Origin of the sequence: Maridesulfovibrio sp., from assembly GCF_963678865.1 — a bacterium.
In the GTDB taxonomy this organism is placed as follows: domain Bacteria; phylum Desulfobacterota; class Desulfovibrionia; order Desulfovibrionales; family Desulfovibrionaceae; genus Maridesulfovibrio.
In genome coordinates, this window is the sequence record NZ_OY787459.1 from 2,755,226 (window position 1) to 2,775,804 (window position 20,579).

Here is a 20,579-nt window from a genome sequence, read left to right on the forward strand (position 1 = left end):
ATTGAATTTTCCTGAGACAAAGACAAGCCGGAATCGTGCTCTGATCTTTAACATCTTAAAAGTCCTCTTTGCCGGAGGGCTTCTTTTCTGGCTCGTTAAATCCGGGGGAATTCGTCCGGAATATTTAATGGTCGAAGCGGCTGAAATACCGACCCTGATTGCTGCCTGTTTGTTAATAATTGTGGGAATGCTTCTTTTCGCTCCCCGCTATGTTATGCTTTTAAAAGGGGCGGGCCTTACTATTTCCATGTGGGATTCGGTTAAGATTTCAGCGATTTTAAACTTTTTCACCCAATGTGTGCTTGGTTCGGCCAGCGGGGATGTTGCCCGTTATTTTTATACTACCCGGATTACAGGGCAAGGAACGAAAGTCGGTGCGGCCATCATTTTGGACCGCATTATCGGTGTTATGGGATTGTTTCTGCTCGGCGGCCTGGGTATGGCTCTAAACTGGCCGTTGGTGGAACACTCACCTGAATTGCAGCACCTTGCCAAGCCTCTTCTGGCAGTATTCGCATTGCTTTGGCTGGGGGTTGTCCTTGGGTTCCTGACTTTAATCCGGGGGCGTAGGTTCGGATTTATGGCCGGGCTCCCCGTAGTTATTTTGACAGGGATGTTTTGGGCCGTGGGCAGCGGTTTTTTTTCTGGTGAAGTCTGTCCCGTGCTCTTTGGGGCCTCCTTATTATCTCTTTGCGCTCCGCTTCTTGCCCCTGAATTTATGGAAGACGGATTTATATTCAAAAAGTTTTTTAAAGGCTCAAAGCTGGGTGTAAAGATAGGGGAAGTGTTCTCCGCCATGCTGATTTACCGCAATTCAGCATCTTCGGTATTAAAGGTTGTTGTTTTAACCATGATCCAGCATCTGACTATGGTCTTTTCCCTTTACCTGTTTTCTCAGATTCAGAATATCCCGCAATTGCCTGACTTTAATGAAATCTTTTTTTCAGCCCCGCTTGCTTTTCTTGCCGGGATAATTCCTGCTCCTGCTGCCGGACTGGGGGTCAATGAGGTGGCTTTTGAAAGTATTCTTTTCATGGCTTCCAGTAAGATAGTTACAGCCGGGGCTTCAATTTTTCTGATGTTCCGTATCTGGCTGACCCTGTTCAGCTTGAGCGGGCTGTTTTTTATTTACGGTTCCAAAAAATAAAAACCATGTCGGGCCTTTCTGCAGGATAAGTCTTTCCTGCGAAGGACTTATCATGGAAAATGACCGGACATGGTTTGAAGGAACTTTTCCCGATTGCGGGTTGCTCCTGACACCCTCCCGATTGATGTCTTGCATATCTGATCGGTTCGCGGTGGAATAACTTTATATGGCCCATGAAGTAATTTACCAGCCTACCCTTGCATAAATATGGTTACCCTATGTATGGTCCGTCTATAGAAACTAACCAACTGTAAACGGCGGAGCTTTCATTGAAGAACCTGTTCATATTTATTACTGTCGCATTTCTACTGAATTCAACGTTAGCTGTTTGTGAGGCGTATAATGGGACCTCCGGTACCGGATCGGCAAAGAGTATGGACGCCGATCAGGCTCTGGGCCTGCTCATGGAAGGAAATCTTCGTTTTGTGAAAGGCAGCAGCGTATATCCAAACCAGACCTCTCATCAACGCAAAGTATTGGCCCTGCAGGGGCAGAATCCGTTTGTCACGTTAGTCACAGCTTCTGATTCGCGGGTGGATCCAGTATTGATTTTCGACCGCGGCCTCGGTGATCTTTTTACGATCCGTCTTGCCGGGAATGTTGCCGGGTCGGATACACTGGCTTCAGTGGAGTATTCCATGCTGGCTCTTGAAACTCCTCTGCTGGTGGTTATGGGGCATACCCGCTCTACCCTGATCAAGGCAGCTATCGACAAGGTGGAGTTAAAGGGGCACATGCTGCAACTTCTGGGTAAGCTTGAGCCAGCCATCAAGATGACCCGGGTGCTTTATCCTTCACTCAAAGGAGGGGAGCTGGTTGACAAGGTTGCGGAAACAAATGTGCGGCAGGTAATGCGGGATATTTTAAGCCAGTGCCCTCCTGTCCTTGAAAAAGTCCGCTCCGGAAAGGCCCGGCTGATGGGAGCCGTATATGATACTGATTCCGGGGCGGTGCATTGGCTCGGCCCATAGTTCCGAACATGAAAGTCTGCTAATTCAAGATAATACCGTTTTTTGGTGGCGCGGCCATGTCACGGTCAATGAAAAAGGCTAAAATCAGTCTACCTGAATTTCATATGTTTTGAGCTTGCGGTACAGTGAACTGCGTTCCAGCCCGACAGCTTCGGCCAGTTTTGAGACGTTCCCTTTATATTCACGTAGTTTTGTTTCAAGGAATTGGGCTTCGAAATCAGCGCGCGCTTTTTTGAAATCTATTTCTCCTTCAGGCAGGGGTAACTGCTCCTGTCCTGCATTTTCATTGCGCGGACCGTTGGCTATTTCAGGGGGCAGATTCTCCGGTCCTACTTCTTTGCCGCCGAACATAATCAGCATTCTTTCCACGAAATTTTTTAGCTCCCGGACATTTCCGGGCCAGGAGTATCCGGTCAGGATATTCAAGGCCTGATCAGTAAAAGTCAGTGCTTTGAATCCGTGCTGACGGGTCAGCCGGGTGATGAATTCTCCGATGAGCATGGGAATGTCCCCTGCTCGGTCACGCAGAGGCGGTACTTCCAGCGGAAAGACTTTCAGCCTGTAGTAAAGGTCTTCCCGAAAATTTCCGTTTTTAATTTCCTGAAAAAGGTCTTTATTGGTGGCGGCGATAACGCGGACGTCGACGTTGATGGTCTTCCTGCCGCCGACTCTTTCAAATCGCTGCTCCTGCAATATCCGCAGGATTTTGGCCTGTGTCTTCAAGCTCATGTCCCCGATTTCATCAAGAAAGAGGGTGCCGTTATCAGCCAGTTCGAATTTGCCTTCCTGAGCTTTTTCAGCTCCGGTGAATGCTCCTTTTTCATGCCCGAACAGTTCCGATTCGATAAGTTCTTCGGGAATGGCCGCACAGTTGACTGCTACAAGGGGCTTATCCGAGCGCTGGCTTTGTGAATGAATGGAGCGGGCCACTATTTCCTTGCCGGTCCCGTTTTCCCCGGTGATAAGTACCCATGCATCTGTAGGAGCAACTTGTCCGATGACTTCGCGCATGGACTCGATGGATTGGGAACTTCCGGTCAACTTGGCAGGCTGTTCAGCAGCAATGCGAGTCCGCAGGGCTTTGTTTTCCGATTGCAGCCGGGAGAATTCCACAGCTTTTTCAGCTGTGATGACCACTTTTTCAAGGGAAAGGGGTTTTTCAATAAAGTCAAAAGCACCTTTTTTAATGGCTGAGACAGCGGTTTCAATGTTGCCGTGGCCTGAAATCATGACTACCGGAAGCCAGTCCCATTCCTTTTTGACCTGTTCAAGGACTGCAAGGCCGTCCATGCCCGGAAGCCAGATGTCCAGAAAGACAAGATCCGGCTGTTCGTCGGCAAGGTGGCGTAGGGCCGCCTCTCCGCTTTCAGCCTCGCTGACGTCAAAGCCTTCGTCTTCAAGAATTCCGCGCAGGGAATACCTGATTCCGTCCTCGTCATCCACAATCAGTATGCTTTTACTCATTTATTGTTCCGTTTATTTATCAAAAGAAAAATTATCTTCTTCAATCAGATGTGTGCATGCATCCACCACATCCGGATCATATGATGTTCCTCTCCCGCGCGCAATTTCAGCCATCGCTCTGGGCAGGCCGAGGGCCGCACGGTAGGGGCGGTGGGAACTCATGGCTTCCACTACGTCGGCCACGGCAATGATCCGGGCTTCCTGCAGAATGCTCTCCCCGCCCAGTCTGTTGGGGTATCCTGTGCCGTCCATTCGTTCATGGTGCTGCAGGACAATCTGGGCTACGGGCCATGGAAAGGAGATACCTTTCAGGATTTCATAGCCGGCCTCACTGTGTGTCTTCATCAGGTTCATTTCAAGGTCGGTCAGCCGGGTAGGCTTGGAGAGGATTTCTGCCGGAATGGATATTTTCCCCACATCATGCAGAATACCTGCGATCCTGATGCTGTTGATTTCCTTGGTGGACAGTTTCATTTTTACGGCAATCCGGCAGGCCAGTTCCGCCACCCTCTGCTGGTGGCCCGAGGTGTATGGATCCCTTTTTTCAGACATGACAGTCAGAGAGGCCACTGTTTCATCAAAAATCCGGTTCATATGCCTGAGACTTTCTTTGAGCGCACTTTCCGTGTGATGTTTGTAAAGAGCCATTTCAATGGTCAGGCTCAGCTCCCGGTCTTCAAAAGGCTTGATGATGTAGCCGAAGGGTTCGGTTATCTTGGCCCGGCTCAAGGTGTCGTTGTCGGCGTAAGCGGTCAGATAGATAATGGGGATGTCTTGTGTCTTTTTTATCATCGAGGCCGTATCTATACCGTCCATTTCTCCTTCGAGCATTATATCCATAAGGATCAGGTCGGGGAGCTTTTCATTTGACAATTGTATGGCCTGATCTCCTGAGGAGGCCACTCCGGCGACTTGATAGCCTAGAGCTTTGAGCCGGCCCTGTATATCCAGCGATACAATGGCTTCGTCCTCCACAACCATGATTTGGGGTGGGAATTTACTACCTGCTTTTTTTTTAGAATAGGAAATCATTTTGAGTCCGTTTGTTGCTGGTCAGAAAAAAATAAAATTGCTGATGCGGCTATAGTTATTATACTAAGCGATATTATAAGAATCAGGCAAGCATAACGACTAATATATCAGGTAGGCAGTTCCAGTACAAATATTGTCCCGTGCGGTTCGGCCGGTTTTACCCGGATAAAGCCCCTGTGGTCGGTGACAATGGACTTTACAATGGTCAATCCCAATCCGGTACCGCTTTTTTTGCTGGAAAAATACGGTTCGAACATGCGGGAGCGTTCATCTGCGGAAAGTCCGGGACCGTTGTCCTGAACTTCAATGCGCAACCAGCCCAGCGTTGCATCATGCATGGCGGTGATGGTTACCGCCGGGTTTTCGCAGCCGTCAAGGGCTTCCGCAGCGTTGGTCAGTAGATTGATCAGGGTCCGGCGCATGGCTTCGCGGTCCAGTTCAAGCGGCGGCAGTTCTTCTTTAAAGGCCAGAGACCAGTCAATATTGCTGTGGCTGTTGCGGTAAAGGCTGACCACTTCTTCCAGCAGAGGAGTTATATTGTCCGGCACAAGGCGCACTTCAGGCAGCTTGGCGTAGGCGGAGAACTCCTGCACCATCTGTTGCAGGTGTTCCACCTGTGAAATAATCAGGTCCGTGGATTCCCGGAATACATTGTTTTCGATTTCCGGACCGAATTTGCGCTGCAACCGCTGGGCAGAGAGTTTGATGGGTGTGAGCGGGTTTTTTATCTCGTGGGCGATACGCCGGGCAACTTCACGCCATGCTGCGATACGCTGCATTTTTTCAAGCTCGGTAATATCCTCGAACACAGCCACGATACCGGTGCTGGATTCTCCTGACTTCAGGGCAACCACGTTGACCAGAAATTTTCTGTGCCGGCCATCCACAGTAAGGGAAAGCTGTCTCTGCCATTGGGAGAAAGGGCTGGTGGCCATGTGAGAACGTGCTTCGGCAATGAGTGAGGCCAGATCTCCTTCAGGCAGCAGGGCCAGCGGATCTTTGCCGTGAACAAAGCGGGCTTCAATACCCAGCATTTCCTCAATGGCCGAGTTGACAGTGCTGATCTTGCCTTCTTCATTGAGGGAAATGACACCGGCAGTAATGTTGTTGAGTACCGCTTCCATGTAGCGGCCCCTGCGTTCAAGTTCCTGATTCTGCTGGGCCAGTCGTTCGTTGGCTGTTTTCAGGCTTTTCTGGCTGTCCTCAAGGTCTTCGGCCATGCGGTTGAAGGATTGGACCATGAAGCCCAGTTCATCGTCAGAACGGTCCTCAAGGCGGACGCTGAGATCGCCGCGGGCAATGCGTTGCGAACCCGCAGCCAAGGCCTGAATGGGAGCTGAAAGCTCCTTGGAAAGACGGAATCCGAACCAGATTGAGCCCAGAATGATCAACAGGGTGGTAACCCCCAGAGTCAGGTAAAGGCTCATTTTTAGCGGATATTTTAGGGTCTTGAGCTGTTTGTATTCATCAAGACCCCGTACAACCCGGTCCAGCTTGTAGAGCAGTCCCTGTCCTATATTCTCCCCGATGATCAGGAATCCGGTTTTGCCTTCGTCAACAGGCAGGATACCGATGACCATATCATTGCCGGGCATGGGGTGGATGGTGGACCAGAAACGGGGATTTTTTATCATGTCATCCCAGTCAACTTTGGCATTGATTTCCGACCATGCCTTATCCCACGACCCCTGTGAATACCAGTTGATTTTAGCGCGGTCCGGGCGGACAACCCCCAGCAGGCCGAGATCGTATTCCCCCAGTTTTTTGCCGAGAAATTTTTTCATGGATTTACCGCCCCATGCGTAGCGGCTTTCCTTGATGGTGCCGAGGATATTATTGCCACGCCGTTCAAGCCCTTCCTGAGCCGAGGCATAGAAAGCCCTTCCCAGCTCAAGAGATTGGACCATGGATTCTTCCACCTGATTTTTAAACCAGTAGTCCACTGAAATCTGTACAAACTGCATGGCCATGAAGAACATGAGCAGGGTCGGCACAAGGGAAAGGGACATGAAGGAAAGAACCATGCGCGTTCGCAGTTTGGAGCCGAGTACCCTCCGTCTCCGTTCTAGGAGCAGCTTTACGCCGTTGCGGACCACAATAAAGAGGACAATGAGCAGCAGGATAAAGTTCAGGTTAAACAAGCCCACGAAAAGGTATGAATTGAGCCCGATATATTTGAGCTGAACAAACCCAAGGCCCACAAAGACCAGCAGGCAGAAGAAGGCAAGGTAGTATTCACGCTGCCTGCGTTTGCGTTCTTTCGTGTCCGGTACGCTGATTTTGATGTTTTGCTCGTTCATGGCGGCTCTGAAATCAGTAGGTAAAATCCAGTTGGTATGTTGCGGCGGGAATTATATCCCAAGACCAGAAAAACAGGGTGTTTTTGAGCCATGCCGGAACTTCGGTGCGGTCGAGGCGGACCTTGAGCTGCAGCTTATAACGTTCTTTCCGCTGCAGGGTGGACCATGGTCCCAGATCCAGGACGATGTTTTGCCATTCCTCCCGCAGCAGTATGCTTAGGCTTTTGTTTCTGTATATTTTTTTACTGCCCGGTTTTTCCAGTACAAACTGGTTGGATAAGGAGTCGAAGTAAAGTTTGTTGGTGTATGTCTTTCCGGCCACTTCGGAATCCAGCCAGATATCTTTGTGCTCGTAGAGTAATGCTTTGCAGACAAGTTTAAGTTTCATGCCGTCGTGCAGGGCATCTTCCACCTGCGTGTCGGCAGTGAGTTCTATGCCGAATCGGGCCATGATGGAACCGGCCTGATTGTCCAGCACCATATTTTTGAGATGCAAGGTGCTGGCCTGCACCGTGGCGGGAAGGGAAATAACAAAAAAGCACAGCCACAGAAGCAGTATCCGCACCACAGAAAAGCATGGATGATTCTGCTCAGCCCTTTTGGTAATTGATGTTTCCGCTTTCATTCGTAATATTTCCCTCCCTTTCCGGGCTTAACGTATCAGCCGTCAATCATTTGTTCAACATCATGATTGCTGTTGCAATTGATATGGAACTGTCTTTTCAGTGGATTATAATGTATTAGTTGGGAATACCGATTATAAGCGGAGGTATGATAAATCCCATGCTCAAGAAAATATGTGAACAGTGGAATGGACTGAACCGTCCGGGCAAGGCCGGGGTTGTCATTGCCGGGCTACTGATATTCTATACTCTCGTTGGTTTTTTGCTTATCCCATTTACTCTTAGGAAAGTTGCGCTGGCCAAGCTTCCGGATGTGCTGCACAGGCCGGTACAGTTAGAGCGGGTGGCTTTTAATCCCTACACCCTGAACCTTTCCTTAGAAGGATTTAAAATAGGTAAAAAGGAAGGCGAGGGGAATCTTTTCGCCTTTAAGCTGTTTGATCTCAATCTAGATTCTTTTTCCATTTTCAGGCTTTCCCTGATTCTTGACCAGATAAAAATAGTTGATCCTCAGGTTGATCTCTCCGTTTTCCGGGGCGGGAGCAGTATTTCCGATCTTATTCCCGACGGGAATGTTGAAGAGCAGCCGGAAGAGAAGACCGAAGAGGAAAAAAAGATGTTTCCCTTCATTGTCCGCGATCTGGTTGTCAGCAACGGAACCTGTAAGGTCTATGATAAGGTACGTGATGTACGCCACGTGGTTTCCAGCATCGACCTGTTCGTACCTTTTACTTCATCTCTGTTCCGTGACAATGAGAAACAGGTCCAGCCCAGCCTTGATATGATTATAAACGGTACCCCCTTTTCCATGAAGGGACATACCCTGCCTTTTAACCAGAGTCTGAAAACAGAATTTGATTTTTCCCTTAAAAATGCTCAATTGGCTGAATACTGGCCTTACCTGCCCATTTATGAAACTACCGAGCTCAAGAGCGGAAGCCTGAGTACCGACCTGATTCTTTCTTTTGAGCGCGGAGAATCCCTGCTGCCAAGAGTGCTTATAAGCGGCAAAGCCAGTATTTCAAAATTCGACCTTGCAGCCAGAAAAGGCCCGTCGCTTCTCAAATTCAGCGATTTAATCGTTGATGTGGATGAGGTGAGTCTCCTGCAACGAATACTACAGATTTCTTCCGTCAGGCTGAATGACCCTTATTTAAAAATCGGCCTTAAGGAGGATGGTAGTCCGGATCTTCTGGATTATCTCGCTCCGTCCATAGAAGCAGGTGAAAAGTCTCGAAAAGCCGAGAATGGAACCGAGGCAGAAAGCGGACCTGCTCTTGCCGCATTGGTTAAGGACTTCAAGCTTGAAGGCGGTCTGGTGGATTTCACAGACAACGCTTTTGGAAAAGGTTTCAACAAGAAAGTCGGACCGATTATGGTCCATGCCGGAAATGTAAGCACCGCCGAGAATGCGGCAGGGACATGGGATTTCAGGATTGGTTCCAATGCAACCGAGATAGTCAGCGGACAGGGCGGTATGACCGTTGTTCCCTTGTCCGTTAACGGCTCTGCAGTCGTAGAAGATCTTGATGTACCCGACTATCATGTTTATCTGGATGATACTCTGCCCCTTGATGTTGCCAAAGGCAAGGTCGGGCTGGGCAGTTCTTTCAGTTTCGGTGCCCGGAACGGAACCGTGCGGCTGGAAAAAATCAGGGTCAATGTGGATGGACTTGAGCTGCAGCCCAAGGGGGGCGGCAAAACATTGATCGGCCTTGGCGGATTCGCCATAAGTAACGGCACGGTGGATGTTAACAAGAAGTCCGTTGTCATAGATTCCATTGATCTAAACAAACTTCTGATCCGGATCATGCGTGATAAAAATGGCATCGACCTGCTTAAGCAGATTGAAATGCACCAGCGGAAGACCAGTTCTGAAGGTCTAGGTGTTCCGGCCAAGCAGCCTGCCGAACCATCCGACTCTGCCGAATCCGTTGATTCGGAAGAGAAGCCGTGGCAGGTGGCACTGAATAAATTCAACCTTAATAATTCAAGTTTTGAGTTCATTGATCTGGCAGCCACTCAAAAGACGGTTACCAGTATCAGTGATATTGAAATCGGGGTGAACGGGTTGACCTACCCGGAAAAAAATCCGCTCAGTCTGGATATTTCAGCACTGATCAACAAGCGTGGGTCCATCAAAATAAACGGGCAGGCCGGGCCGGAATCACTCAAAGGAAAGGGCAGCGTGCAGGTTCATAAATTGCGTTTACGCGATTTTAACGGTTACCTGCCTCCGCAGATGCAAATGAATATTGCCCGCGGACATATAGACGTGCGCGGTAAATGGAATTTTTCGGCGGCAGAAGAGCCTGTTGCCGGGTACACAGGTAAAGTTCAGCTCAAGGATGTGCTTATCCGGGATAATAAGGGTAACAAGCAGTTTTTCCATCTTGAAGATCTTGCCGTACGTGAAATTGATTTTTTGTCCGCACCTCTTAAAGTCAATGTCGGTTCCATTGCTGTGCTGGCTCCAAAAGTTAATGTAGAACGAGAGCAGGACGGAACTTTCAACATTTCCCGTATGTTGACCGGAAAAAGGGCTGAACCTGTGGATGATGCTGCTGTTGATGCACAGGCCGAGCAGGTCGCTGAGAAAGCGGAAACAGCGCAGGCGGGAGGCACTGCCCCGGCTGACGGAGTTTCCGAGCTCAAGGGACCGACTGCCGATGAAAAGAAGGCTAATTTTGTTACCGTAAATAAGATTTTCATGAGCAACGGCACAGTGACCTTTAAGGATTACGCCGTCTCCCCGGCATTTGAGCTGGACATCAGTAAGATGCGTTCTGCGGTACGCGGCCTTGAGCTTCCTAATGGAGAGCGCACAGATCTTTCATTCAACGCTACTCTTGATCAGCAATCTCCATTGGTGGCTGAAGGTTTTCTGCAACCTACTCCCGAAGGAGCTGATACGGATATCAAAATTTCACTTGCCAATCTGGATATGACCCAGCTTTCGCCTTATACCGAGAAATTCATAGCTTACCCGGTCAGCACCGGGATGCTCAGTTCCGATGTGGGGATAAAGCTGCGCGGAAAGTTTATTGCCGTAGACAATGTATTTGATATTTACAAGTTTGATGTGGGCAATAAAATTAACAATCCCGATGCGCCTAATATTCCCATCGGCCTCGGGCTGGCTCTGCTCAGGGACAGCAGCGGCAATATCCGGCTTGATATCCCGGTAGAGGGCGATCTTTCCGATCCTCAGTTCAGACTGGGCAAGGTTATTGGTCGGGCAATTGTCAACCTGCTGGTCAAGGCTGTTACGTCTCCTTTTGCTTTGATCGGAGCACTTGTCGGCGGCGGTGAGGATATGGATGTGATGGCTTTTGAACCCGGCAAGGATGGATTCAAGGAAGGCGAGTTGTCCAAGGTCGAATCTGTAGCCAAGGCCATGATTGACCGTCCGGGACTCAAGCTGGAGGTCAGCGGATTTACAGCACCAGAGGATATCCCGGCCATGGAAAAGGCTACGTTCCGCAGGCAGGTTGCCATGCCTAAGTTTCTTGAGCTTGAAGGTGATGAAAATGCGCCTAAGTCTGTTGACGAAGTAGTAGTGAGCGAAGAAGAATATCCAGAATATCTGGAAGCTGCCTATAAGGCAGCAACCTTTGAAAGGCCGAAAAACTTCCTCGGCATTGTGGTGGCACAGCCAGTTCCGGATATGGAAAAAGCCTTGCGCGATCATATCAAGATTACAGATACGCAATTGGCTGAACTGGCCCGGCGCAGAGCTGAGAGAGTGCGGACCCTCTTGGTTCAGCAGTCCGGAATTGCACCGGAGCGGGTTTTCCTTAAAGGAGTATCAGCCACCGGAAAAGGGACCGGACCGCGTGTTGAGTTGGGACTTCAATAGTTGTGCTATGTAGGCCTCCGGCGGCTCTGTGAGGCTGGTTTAGATTTTGATAAACGGATTTCGCCTTCGGCGGTCAAAGGGGATAATTCCCTTTGCGATCCTTATTAAATTTAGTGAGGTTCTTATGAATTGGTTTAAAAAGTTGGCTTATATTTTGTGTCTGGTTGCTCTTCTAGGAGCCGTTTCCGCTTGCAGTGAAGAAGGTCCTGCTGAAAAAGCCGGAAAGCAGATTGATGAGGCAATGGATCAGGCTAAGGATCAAATGGATCAGATGGGTGATGATGCCAAGAGCACATTTGATGATCTGAAAAAGAAAGCGAATGAGGCGATGGATAATTAGCTTTAATTGCAAATAAGTATTTTGAAGTTAACCCCGCCGGGGCGTTTGGTCTGGCGGGGTTATTTGGATTTACTCTTGGGGCTGAAATTTAGTCAGTTCTTCAACCTTTTTTTTCAGGCCCGTATTCATCAATATCTGCAATGGATCGACGTTGCTTTTTAAGATTAATTCTCTTTGGTTATCTTGGAGTTGTTCAAGCAGTGCGAGTATCTTTTTCACGTCTGACTGTTGAGTAGTCTTTGTCTGATTGGCACGATCTGTTTCACCATTCGTTAAGTTTATCCCTATTTCACCTGCTCTTATGTGAGTCAGTTCAGCTGCATAGTCGGTGTACCCTAAGTTGGCAAGTTGCTCTGTAACCATGATTAGTGTCAAGGCCTCGTCAATAGTTTTCGGGCGTGTTTCTTTTGTCCAAGGCATAGTTTTAATTTTAGGTTTTACGATCCAGTGTTCTATTCTTGCTTTTGCACCTATGACAGTTCCAGACAGGTAGAATATCGAAAAAAATATCAGGGACAGTCCTATCAGTTGTTTAGTTTTTTTCTGTCCGGATTGTACTCCCTCCATAAATGATTTTATCCATTCATGGTCATTGATTTTTTCTTTAGGAATGTTGGAGAGTTGTTTAGCTGGTTGGAAAAGAGCCAGTCCCGTAGCTGCCAACCCAAAAAGTAAAGGCAGTACAATGCTCACAACCGGTGAGCCTGATGCCCCGGTTAAATATCCGACCGTTAGTCCGGCAACTGATAACCCGAAAATGAGAATGATATTTTCCAGCATAGATCTTTCCTTGGAGAATGTCTTTATTTTTATAATAAGAAAAATGAATGCGTACTGCAATGCATGTTTTGAAAAAGAGTAACGTTTGCAAATTGACACGGGTGTTAATTCAGTGCTTCATTAAGTCTCTTGAATAACCGTACCATTTGGAGGAAATAAAATGGCTGAATATACATATGAAAGTCTGGAAGAACTACTCAAGGAAAAGCTCGGTGACGCCATGCCTGAACGGGCCATGGAAGATATTCACGATGCGTTGAAAATTACCGAGAAGATGGAAGAAGAGGGCTGGGTATTTAAGCTGGAAGACCTAAGCCGGGGCAGTATGACCGAAACCGACTGGCGCGCTACTCTTAAGAAAGACGGCAAGGATTTTTCCGGTCAAAGCGACCACGCTGCTCTGGCGGTTTGTGTTGCTGTGGCGGATGCTTTGGTGGGGTAGTTAGTCCCTATAATTTTGGGATCAAAAAAGCCCGCCGGACTAAGTCCGGCGGGCTTTTTAACTTTATATTTGAATCAGTATTAGAACTGCTTCTTCATCAGCTCTGCGAAGTTAGCGGCGGTGAAGCCGTATTTCTCTGCGAGCTGTGCAGCAGGTGCGGATGCGCCGAAGTGGTCTATACCGAGTACTGCGCCGTCAATACCGACGTATTTGTACCAGCCTTCGGGACGGCCTGCTTCTGCTGCGATGCGGGTGCGTACGTTGGGATCGAGTACGGAATCCTTGTATTCCTGATCCTGCTCTTCGAAGATTTCCACGGAGGGCATGGAGACCACGCGGATCTTTTTGCCTTCAATCATGGAAGCTGCTTCAATAGCCATGGATACTTCGGAACCGGCGGCAATGGCGATCATGTCCGGGGTGCCTTCGCAGTCTTTTACAATGTAACCGCCGCGTTTAACGCCTTCTTCTACCTGCGGGAACTCATCCTTACCGAGGACGGGAAGTCCCTGACGGGTGAGCATGAGGGCGGAAGGACGTTTGTCCTGTGCCATGGCGATTTCGAGGCAGGCTGCGGTTTCGCGTGCATCTGCGGGACGAAGCACCAGCATGTTCGGAATGAGGCGCAGGGACGCTACGTGCTCAATGGGCTGGTGGGTGGGGCCGTCTTCACCTACGTAAAAAGAATCGTGGGTGTAGATGTAGATAACCGGCAGGTGCTGCAGCGCGGACATGCGCATACCGTTTCTGCAGTAGTCGGAGAAAGTCAGGAAGGTTGCACCGAAGGGGATTACGCCGCCGTGCAGAGCCATACCGTTAAGGATAACGGACATGGGGAACTCACGGACACCGAAAGCGAGGTTACGTGCAGTCTTGCCGTCAATGGCGAAGTCTCCGACCTTTTTGCGGAAGTTCGCAGTCTGGTTGGAGGGATCGAGGTCAGCGGAACCACCCACGAGAGTGGGCAGAGCGTCGGTGATGGCATCGAGGCATGCGCCCCATACCTTACGGGTTGCAATGGACTGTCCTGCTTCGAATTCAGGCAGTTCAAGCTTGATCTCGCTGCGGGGAGTGTTGGCCTGAGCCCAGAAAGCGGAGATTTTTTCATCGGTAGCGAGTGCTGCGTCGGATTTTTCTTTCCACTGGGCTGCCAGAGCCTTGAGATCGGGGAAACGGGCCTGAAAATGTTCAACAACATCTTCGGGTACGTAGAAAGTTTCTTTTTCAGGAAGGCCGAAGCATTTCTTGGTAGCTTCGATTTCTTCATGGGAAAGTGGGGAACCGTGGGTGGAGTGGCTGCCTTCACAGGTAGCGGCTCCTTTTGCCATAACGGTTTTACCGATGATGATGGTCGGCTTGGAAGTCTCAGCCTGACCTGCTTTCACTGCTTCGCGGATGGCCTCGTGATCGTGACCGTCGATTTCCACAACGTGCCAGCACATGGCTTCGAAAACTTTTTTGAAGTCGGTGCAGTCACACTTGCTGGTGGGACCTGCGAGCTGAATGTCGTTGGAATCGTAGTAAACGATGAGTTTACCCAGTCCCCAGAGTCCGGCGAGGGTTGCAGCACCAAGTGCTACGGGCTCCTGAAAGTCACCGTCGGAGGAGAGAACGTAGGTGTGGTGGTCTACAACATCGTCGTTAGTGTTGGCATTGAGGAAAGCCTCGGCGGTAGCCATACCTACACCGACACAGAAACCCTGCCCCAGAGGGCCGGAAGTAGCTTCAACGCCGGGGGTCATGTCGTGTTCGGGATGGCCGGGGGTGATGGAATCCAGCTGGCGGAACTGCTTGAGGTCTTCGATGGTCAGGAATCCGCAGAGATGCAGGATGGAGTAGAGCAGCGGGGATTCGTGACCTGCAGCCATGACGAAACGGTCACGGTCGGCCCACTCGGGATTGCTGGGATCGAATTTAAGGAAGTCCTTGTAAAGGACGTAGGCAAAGTCTGCGGAAGACATGGAGCCGCCGGGATGGCCGGAATTGGCCTTGCGGATGGAGTCCATGATCAAGCCTTTGACAACGTTGACCGCTTTCTGGTCCAACTGGTTGTTACTCATTTTTGAGTCCCCTATTAAAAAATGATATTTTGTGCAGCATTCAAGTATGACGGATAAGCGCCCCACTTCCCTGGAGAATACTGACTGATGTTAGAAATTGAAAATTAAAGAATCCCGCCTGCAATTATGCTGACGGGATTTCTACTATTTATCGAAAAGATTAATTCTGCGCAGGTGCCGATCACCTTCAAATTCTGAAGTCATGAAGGCGCGGATTATTTCTTCGGCCAGACCGGGGCCGATGACCCTTTCACCTAAGCAGAGAATATTTGCGTTGTTGTGTGCACGGGCCATCTTAGCCATGTACTCGTTGGTACACATTGCGGCGCGGATACCTTTGATTTTGTTAGCGGCCATGGACATACCCAGTCCGGTTCCGCAAATCAGGATTCCGGGAATTTCTTCCCCGGTAACTATCTCGGCAACTTTTTCGGCGTAAACAGGATAGTCACAGCTGACAGCTTCTTCAGGTCCGGCATCAATTACATCGTAGCCCATGTCACTGAGCAGTTTAATGGCAAATGCTTTGAGGGTGAAGCCCCCGTGGTCCGAACCGATTACAACTTTACCGGCCATCTCCAGATCTCCCGCGCAGGATGTGCAAAAAGCAGCCGTAGGCACAACAAAAAAACAGTTCTGTCGAGAACTTTCCCGCAGAACTATGTTTATCAGGCCGTGCTCAACTCTGTTTGTAACACCCTGTACTTTTTTGTTTTATGGATTAACCTTGCGGTTTAATGTGGTGGTGGGGGGAGGATTCGAACCTCCGAAGGCGTTGCCGACAGATTTACAGTCTGTTCCCTTTGGCCACTCGGGAACCCCACCACTCTATATGAAACCGTTAACGGTTAGATATCCATTTTGCGTTCATTATCGCGATATTTTACATCGCGCTTGGCAGCCTGCTCTTTGCGGAGCCTGCTGATTTCATCTTTGAAAAATTCGATCTGCTTTTTACACAGTTCCGCGTTTCCGTCAACATCACCGATGGTGAGTTTTCCAAGAAGTGCGTATTCTTTTTCAAGACGCTTTTCCAACTGGCAGACTTCGAAGTTTCCCAGAAGTCTGGAAAGGATTCCTTTCATCTCCGCCAGCCAGACATCGAGACCTAGTTTAAAGTTATCAAGAAGTCCACTCTTTTCTTCATTAGAATTAAAATCCTGCCCGCTCATACTTCCCTCCATATGAAAAGCTAAAATATTTTAATCAATTTTCACGTACCCGTTGCGGTCAAGACGGATTTCCTCGGAGCCTTCGGGCAGCTTGAGTTCAAGCGCTTCCGCCTGCCATGGCTTTGCAGTGAAGGTCCTGGATTTTATACGCAGCAGGGCCTTATCTCCCTGTTCTGTGTACACGGCGATTTTATCCGGCAGCGGTTTGCCTGATGAAATGTCTTTTTCATAGGAAGACATTTCCATACGCCATGGAATTTCGCCCCGTCCCGATATTTCCACCGGGAGGCCCTGACCGGTCAGAGTAATTGCACTGACCGGACCTTTATCAAAGGTAAAACGCAGATTCCCGTTTTCAGGAACTGCGGTATCGTATGATTCTGGTATCAGGTTTGGATAACAGCCCGAGATGAGTCCTGCAAGGTCTTTCAGCGAGAAGGGAAAGGGCAGCCCCAGAATCTGGACCGCACGGACCGGAGAAGAATGAGTATAGGCTGTTTTCTGGTCTGGATAGAAAGCAGTCAGCCCGCTTTCATCCTCATGAATATGGGCTATGTAGGCCCCGATTCCGGCCCGTACATCCAGCCGCAGGGGAGATGCATATTCACCCCAGAGAGTCATGGTGGTACGGTGGCCGTTGCCTTGTGCGGTATAGTAAAGGCTGGCCTTGGCCCGGATTCCGGTTGCGTTGCAGTTTCCGTATATACTTCGGAATGCTGAATAGGTCTTTTCCGGCGCATACACCTCACCCGTTCGGGCCGCGCATCCGCTGAAAGTGAGAAGTAACACCAGCAGTAATGCAGTGTGACGGAACCTGAAAATCATAATTTTTTCAGCTTACTGCTGATCTCTTCAGCATTTTTGGGCTTCAGCTTCAGGGCTTTGCGGTATGCTTTGGCTGCTGATTTTTTTTTGCCCATAGCGGCAGCTATGTCTCCGTAGTGATCCCAAAGCTCGGGCTGTTTGCTTCTAAGAGAAACTGCTCGCCTTATAAGTTTCCATGCTTCCTCGAAATTGCCGAGCCGGTAATTGACCCAGGCCAGAGAGTCGAGAATGTAGCCGTTGTCCGGTTCCAGCCTGTTGGCCCTGCTGATCAAAACCATGGCCCGGTCAAGCTGTTCGTTGCGGTCGGCGAGGATGTAGCCGACAAAGTTCAGCGCGTCCGCATGGTCCGGGAATCTGGAGATGATCTGTTCCATATATTTCAGGGTCTGGTCCAGATTGCCCTCCTGTTCTTCCATTGCGCCGAGCTGGAAAAGTATCTGCGGGTGGTTGGGAACATTGCTGTTGCCGCGCAGCAGCGCGTTCTTGGCAGAGACAGTGTCTCCTTCTTGAGCGTGCAGCCCGGATTCGAGCAGATAAAAATTAACTTCTTCCGGAAATTTTTCCTGCCCGGTGTGGATGACCTCAAGGGCTTCCCTGTCCCGCTTCAGATCCATCAACAGGTGGGCGCGGAACTGCAGGCTGCGGTCATAATGTTCACTTTGCGGGGTAATTTTCTGGAGATACCCCAAGGCCTTCCGGGGATCATCTTCCCCTTCGTAAGCTATAGATGCCTTAAAGAAATAATATGAATCCGGAATGGTCTTCTGCTGAGCGAAAAGGTCCAGCAGTATTGAGGCCTGTCCGTAGAACTTGCCGCTGATGAAAAGCTGGGCCGCTTCCAGCAGAAAGGCCTTTGATTGCCGGCCCTCAATAGCCAGTTTCAGGGCCCGTTCCGGGTTGTTGAGCTTGAGGCAGAGTTCCATGAGCCTCAGCCGGATGTGATTGGAGACATCCGGGAATTCGAGCATCCTGGTGTAGATCTTTTCCGCAGAGTCGTAATCTTTTTCTATTTCATACATGTAGGCGAGTTCGCCCCATGCCTCAAGAAAATCAGGCTTATCTTTTACAGCCCTGTTCAGGCTTTTGATGGCCTGCCGGGTCAATCCCAACCCTGCACTGGCTTTGGCGTGCAGGTAATGGATCTGCGCGGTGCGTATATCAAGGGGGATTACCTTGAGGATATCCAGTGCCTGGGCAAATTTCTTCTGCTCAAGGTAGATGCGGGCCAGATGCCCTGTCGCTACGATGTCGTCAGGATTTTTGTGCAGATATTCTTTAAGCACGCCCTCGGCGGCATCATTACGGTTTTCTACCAGATATGTGTTGGCAAGACTTATGTTCAGGTCCCGGTTGTTCGGATACTTCTCAAGTGCTTCCTTGAGGGTTGCCCGTGCTTCGTCAACCTGTTGCGTAGTCCAGTAGAGGGCAAATTTATCGAGATAAAATTTTTCCTGCGGCTCGGCTGCGATTATCCGGTTCAGCACAGTCAGGGCGTCTTTTTGCAGACGGGCGACTTCATTTATTTTCTGGGGAGTTCTAACCCCGCTCAGAACCTGTCCCAGTCTGGAGCGGTAATCCATGTAAACCAGATAATCGTAGGTCAGCTGTGCTTCCTGACTGAGCGGCAACTGTATGGGGGGTGCTGTTTTTTTGCCTGCACAGCCCTGCAGTATCAGCAGGGCAAGCAGGGTCGTTACAGTAAAAACTTTGAACGTGCAGCGTGAGGAGCCGGTAAGTTGTGTCATACAAGCCTTTCGGGTTCTTCCTGCGGGAGGTATTTGGGATCTTTTGAAAATTCAACCAGCTTTTCGTAGATTGCCGAACCGATATTGATGCCCTGAGCGATCATTTCCGGGCCGTACTCTTTACCGGTATTGGTCCTGAAGGTGGATTCGATGGATTTGATAACTTCAAGACCTTTGGGGAATTTTTCGATAATTTCCTCAACGGTCCAGTCTTCGTAATCGCAAATCTCCCAGAGGGTGGTGGAAAAGTTGTCCGGTCCCCAGCGGAATTTGTCCGCATCGTAAAGTGCACCGCTGAGCAGTTTCAGCTCCGGATCATTTTCAATGGGCTGTTCCGGTTTGAATGCTTCGTGCCGGGCGATGGATTCGGCGATAAGTTCTTTGCTTCGTTCGGAAAGCGGGTAGTTGCTCAGAATTACCTTGGAGGTTTCTGAGCCGCGCAGGGCATGGTTTTCGTCCAGACGGCAGCAATCGTGAAGAAGACCGCAGAACTGGGCCAGCAGAACCAGCTCGCGGACCCGGTCGCCGTCCATATCTTCGCCTTCCTTGAGGATGATTGCCCCGGCCTCTATGGCTACCTTTTTAGAATGGTAGATGCCGTGGGCATATTCGTCGTAAAGAAAAGGAAGAACATCTTCCTGCAACCTGATAATCAACGGGTGGTCGAAAAACATGTCCCGTGCAAATTCTATCTGTGTTTCAAGGTCCCGGTAAAAGATCGGGACTGGCAGGGCCGAGGCCATTGCCTTTGCTTCTCTTTTTAGGTCGGTAAGCAGCTTATTCATTTTCAGGTATCCAGTCCTGTGAAAAGTCTTTAACTGATTCAGCCAGATGTTCCCTCAATTTTTTCAGCAGTCTTGCTTCAATCTGGCGAACTCTTTCCCTTGTTACCCCGAACTCTTCACCGATTTCTCTGAGTGTTCTGGGAGAATCGGACAAAAGGCGGTCGTTCAGGATTACCTGTTCCTTATCATTGAGATTTGGAACAATTGCCCTGAGCTGGTCAAGAAGTAATGTGGAAATCTCCTTGTTGGCAAGGGTTTCTTCAACTCCGGGGCCGAGATCAGGCAGAAAATCCATGCGTGTGGCCTCGGAATCTTCACCGAACTTAAGGTTCAGGGAAAGATCGTTTTTGGCCAGACGCTGGTCCATTTCCGTAATTTCCTCTTCGCTGACGTTCAGATTTTTCGAAAGCTCAGAAGTCGTCGGATCAAAGCCAAGGGCTTGTAATCTCTGCCTTTCTTTGTTGAGGTTGTAAAAAAGTTTGCGCTGGGTCTGGGTGGTTCCTATTTTGACCATGCGCCAGTTGTCCATGATGTATTTCAGGATGTAGGCTTTGATCCAGAAGGCAGCATAGTAAGAAAATTTGATGCCTTTGTCGGGATCAAATTTATTCACGGCCTTCATCAGACCCACGTTGCCCTCCTGAATGAGATCGAGCACATTCTGCATCCAGCGGCGCTGGAAATCCATAGCGATCTTGACCACCAGCCTCAAATGCGAGGATACAAGCCTGAATGCAGCCTGCTGGTCCCCGTTTTCCTGAACCCGTTTGGCAAGCTGAAATTCTTCGTCCGGTTCCAGCAGCGGAAAGCGGCTGATTTCCTGCAGATATAAATGAAGGGGATCCTTGGTTGCGACTTCTCCTTTTGCCCTTGGTGTAGGCAGGAAGTCATCCTTAGGGGGAAGTTTTACCTCTTCATTTTCAACAGGTTCAAGTTCTAACGTCTCTTTTTTTGATGACATTGGCCAGTTTATATTATCCTGTTCGACTGAATTTATTTGAATAATTTATTGTAAACAAAAGGTCTAACCTGTA

Annotated in this window: 17 protein-coding genes and 1 tRNA gene; 5 read left to right on the forward strand and 13 right to left on the reverse strand. The window is 49.4% G+C overall.

The genetic code is table 11. The annotated features are described in order from the left end of the window. Nucleotide 1: 1 nt before the first annotated feature. Nucleotides 2-1,147 carry a lysylphosphatidylglycerol synthase domain-containing protein gene (locus ACKU41_RS12670; RefSeq protein WP_319777744.1) on the forward strand — a complete coding sequence of 382 codons (1,146 nt, stop codon included), beginning with the start codon at nucleotides 2-4 and terminating at the stop codon, nucleotides 1,145-1,147. Nucleotides 1,148-1,521: 374 nt separating this feature from the next. Continuing rightward, nucleotides 1,522-2,118 carry a carbonic anhydrase gene (locus ACKU41_RS12675; RefSeq protein WP_319777745.1) on the forward strand — a complete coding sequence of 199 codons (597 nt, stop codon included), beginning with the start codon at nucleotides 1,522-1,524 and terminating at the stop codon, nucleotides 2,116-2,118. Between the two features lie 84 nt (nucleotides 2,119-2,202). On the opposite strand, the gene ACKU41_RS12680 is transcribed toward ACKU41_RS12675, so the two are convergent. From ACKU41_RS12680 to ACKU41_RS12695, 4 genes are all read right to left on the reverse strand, one after another. Next, a complete protein-coding gene (locus tag ACKU41_RS12680; RefSeq protein ID WP_319777746.1) occupies nucleotides 2,203-3,582 on the reverse strand; it encodes a sigma-54 dependent transcriptional regulator in 1,380 nt (459 codons plus the stop codon). A gap of 12 nt (nucleotides 3,583-3,594) precedes the next feature. Next, nucleotides 3,595-4,614, reverse strand: coding sequence for an HD domain-containing phosphohydrolase (locus ACKU41_RS12685; protein WP_319777747.1), 1,020 nt, complete (start codon nucleotides 4,612-4,614; stop codon nucleotides 3,595-3,597). A 107-nt stretch (nucleotides 4,615-4,721) separates the two neighbouring features. Beyond that, nucleotides 4,722-6,914: an ATP-binding protein gene (locus tag ACKU41_RS12690; protein WP_319777748.1), complete on the reverse strand. Its 2,193-nt coding sequence runs from the start codon at nucleotides 6,912-6,914 to the stop codon at nucleotides 4,722-4,724. 13 nt (nucleotides 6,915-6,927) lie between these two features. Continuing rightward, nucleotides 6,928-7,539, reverse strand: coding sequence for a DUF4390 domain-containing protein (locus ACKU41_RS12695; RefSeq protein WP_319777749.1), 612 nt, complete (start codon nucleotides 7,537-7,539; stop codon nucleotides 6,928-6,930). A gap of 158 nt (nucleotides 7,540-7,697) precedes the next feature. Here ACKU41_RS12695 and ACKU41_RS12700 point away from each other — a divergent pair, with 158 nt between their 5' ends. Both ACKU41_RS12700 and ACKU41_RS12705 read left to right on the forward strand, forming a co-directional pair. Continuing rightward, nucleotides 7,698-11,396 carry a DUF748 domain-containing protein gene (locus ACKU41_RS12700; RefSeq protein WP_321401266.1) on the forward strand — a complete coding sequence of 1,233 codons (3,699 nt, stop codon included), beginning with the start codon at nucleotides 7,698-7,700 and terminating at the stop codon, nucleotides 11,394-11,396. 124 nt (nucleotides 11,397-11,520) lie between these two features. Next, complete coding sequence (locus ACKU41_RS12705) at nucleotides 11,521-11,736, forward strand: YtxH domain-containing protein (RefSeq protein WP_321401268.1); 216 nt, start codon at nucleotides 11,521-11,523, stop codon at nucleotides 11,734-11,736. 69 nt (nucleotides 11,737-11,805) lie between these two features. On the opposite strand, the gene ACKU41_RS12710 is transcribed toward ACKU41_RS12705, so the two are convergent. Further along, nucleotides 11,806-12,516, reverse strand: a complete 711-nt coding sequence (locus ACKU41_RS12710; RefSeq protein WP_321401270.1) for a hypothetical protein — start codon at nucleotides 12,514-12,516, stop codon at nucleotides 11,806-11,808. Between the two features lie 160 nt (nucleotides 12,517-12,676). Here ACKU41_RS12710 and ACKU41_RS12715 point away from each other — a divergent pair, with 160 nt between their 5' ends. Beyond that, nucleotides 12,677-12,958: a BC1872 family protein gene (locus ACKU41_RS12715; RefSeq protein WP_319777752.1), complete on the forward strand. Its 282-nt coding sequence runs from the start codon at nucleotides 12,677-12,679 to the stop codon at nucleotides 12,956-12,958. A gap of 80 nt (nucleotides 12,959-13,038) precedes the next feature. Here ACKU41_RS12715 and tkt read toward each other — a convergent pair whose 3' ends face one another. The 8 genes from tkt to ACKU41_RS12755 form a co-directional block, all read right to left on the reverse strand. Beyond that, nucleotides 13,039-15,018 carry a transketolase gene (gene tkt, locus ACKU41_RS12720; RefSeq protein WP_321401273.1) on the reverse strand — a complete coding sequence of 660 codons (1,980 nt, stop codon included), beginning with the start codon at nucleotides 15,016-15,018 and terminating at the stop codon, nucleotides 13,039-13,041. Nucleotides 15,019-15,162: 144 nt separating this feature from the next. Further along, nucleotides 15,163-15,594 (reverse strand): ribose 5-phosphate isomerase B, encoded by a 432-nt coding sequence (gene rpiB / locus ACKU41_RS12725; protein ID WP_319777754.1) that lies wholly within the window; start codon nucleotides 15,592-15,594, stop codon nucleotides 15,163-15,165. Between the two features lie 164 nt (nucleotides 15,595-15,758). Next, nucleotides 15,759-15,843: transfer RNA gene (locus ACKU41_RS12730), tRNA-Tyr, on the reverse strand. A gap of 23 nt (nucleotides 15,844-15,866) precedes the next feature. Continuing rightward, nucleotides 15,867-16,190, reverse strand: a complete 324-nt coding sequence (locus tag ACKU41_RS12735) for a hypothetical protein (protein WP_319777755.1) — start codon at nucleotides 16,188-16,190, stop codon at nucleotides 15,867-15,869. Between the two features lie 30 nt (nucleotides 16,191-16,220). Further along, entirely contained in the window at nucleotides 16,221-17,015 is a 795-nt protein-coding gene (locus ACKU41_RS12740; protein WP_321401275.1) for a hypothetical protein, read from the reverse strand. Then, nucleotides 17,012-18,760, reverse strand: coding sequence for a tetratricopeptide repeat protein (locus ACKU41_RS12745; RefSeq protein ID WP_321401277.1), 1,749 nt, complete (start codon nucleotides 18,758-18,760; stop codon nucleotides 17,012-17,014). Before ACKU41_RS12745 ends, ACKU41_RS12740 begins: the two co-directional genes overlap by 4 nt. Next, nucleotides 18,757-19,545, reverse strand: a complete 789-nt coding sequence (locus tag ACKU41_RS12750) for an HD domain-containing protein (RefSeq protein WP_319777758.1) — start codon at nucleotides 19,543-19,545, stop codon at nucleotides 18,757-18,759. Before ACKU41_RS12750 ends, ACKU41_RS12745 begins: the two co-directional genes overlap by 4 nt. After that, entirely contained in the window at nucleotides 19,538-20,506 is a 969-nt protein-coding gene (locus ACKU41_RS12755; protein ID WP_319777759.1) for an RNA polymerase factor sigma-32, read from the reverse strand. The genes ACKU41_RS12750 and ACKU41_RS12755 overlap by 8 nt, the downstream gene beginning before the upstream one ends. Between the last annotated feature and the right edge of the window lie 73 nt (nucleotides 20,507-20,579).

Excerpts from the sequence above, each read along its gene's own strand:
- ACKU41_RS12675 (WP_319777745.1), top strand. The coding sequence starts at position 1,522 with ATGGACGCCGATCAGGCTCTGGGCCTGCTCATGGAAGGAAATCTTCGT.
- ACKU41_RS12680 (WP_319777746.1), bottom strand. The coding sequence starts at position 3,582 with ATGAGTAAAAGCATACTGATTGTGGATGACGAGGACGGAATCAGGTAT.
- ACKU41_RS12685 (WP_319777747.1), bottom strand. The coding sequence starts at position 4,614 with ATGATTTCCTATTCTAAAAAAAAAGCAGGTAGTAAATTCCCACCCCAA.
- ACKU41_RS12690 (WP_319777748.1), bottom strand. The coding sequence starts at position 6,914 with ATGAACGAGCAAAACATCAAAATCAGCGTACCGGACACGAAAGAACGC.
- ACKU41_RS12695 (WP_319777749.1), bottom strand. The coding sequence starts at position 7,539 with ATGAAAGCGGAAACATCAATTACCAAAAGGGCTGAGCAGAATCATCCA.
- ACKU41_RS12700 (WP_321401266.1), top strand. The coding sequence starts at position 7,698 with ATGCTCAAGAAAATATGTGAACAGTGGAATGGACTGAACCGTCCGGGC.
- ACKU41_RS12705 (WP_321401268.1), top strand. The coding sequence starts at position 11,521 with ATGAATTGGTTTAAAAAGTTGGCTTATATTTTGTGTCTGGTTGCTCTT.
- ACKU41_RS12710 (WP_321401270.1), bottom strand. The coding sequence starts at position 12,516 with ATGCTGGAAAATATCATTCTCATTTTCGGGTTATCAGTTGCCGGACTA.
- ACKU41_RS12715 (WP_319777752.1), top strand. The coding sequence starts at position 12,677 with ATGGCTGAATATACATATGAAAGTCTGGAAGAACTACTCAAGGAAAAG.
- tkt (WP_321401273.1), bottom strand. The coding sequence starts at position 15,018 with ATGAGTAACAACCAGTTGGACCAGAAAGCGGTCAACGTTGTCAAAGGC.
- rpiB (WP_319777754.1), bottom strand. The coding sequence starts at position 15,594 with ATGGCCGGTAAAGTTGTAATCGGTTCGGACCACGGGGGCTTCACCCTC.
- ACKU41_RS12735 (WP_319777755.1), bottom strand. The coding sequence starts at position 16,190 with ATGAGCGGGCAGGATTTTAATTCTAATGAAGAAAAGAGTGGACTTCTT.
- ACKU41_RS12740 (WP_321401275.1), bottom strand. The coding sequence starts at position 17,015 with ATGATTTTCAGGTTCCGTCACACTGCATTACTGCTGGTGTTACTTCTC.
- ACKU41_RS12745 (WP_321401277.1), bottom strand. The coding sequence starts at position 18,760 with ATGACACAACTTACCGGCTCCTCACGCTGCACGTTCAAAGTTTTTACT.
- ACKU41_RS12750 (WP_319777758.1), bottom strand. The coding sequence starts at position 19,545 with ATGAATAAGCTGCTTACCGACCTAAAAAGAGAAGCAAAGGCAATGGCC.
- ACKU41_RS12755 (WP_319777759.1), bottom strand. The coding sequence starts at position 20,506 with ATGTCATCAAAAAAAGAGACGTTAGAACTTGAACCTGTTGAAAATGAA.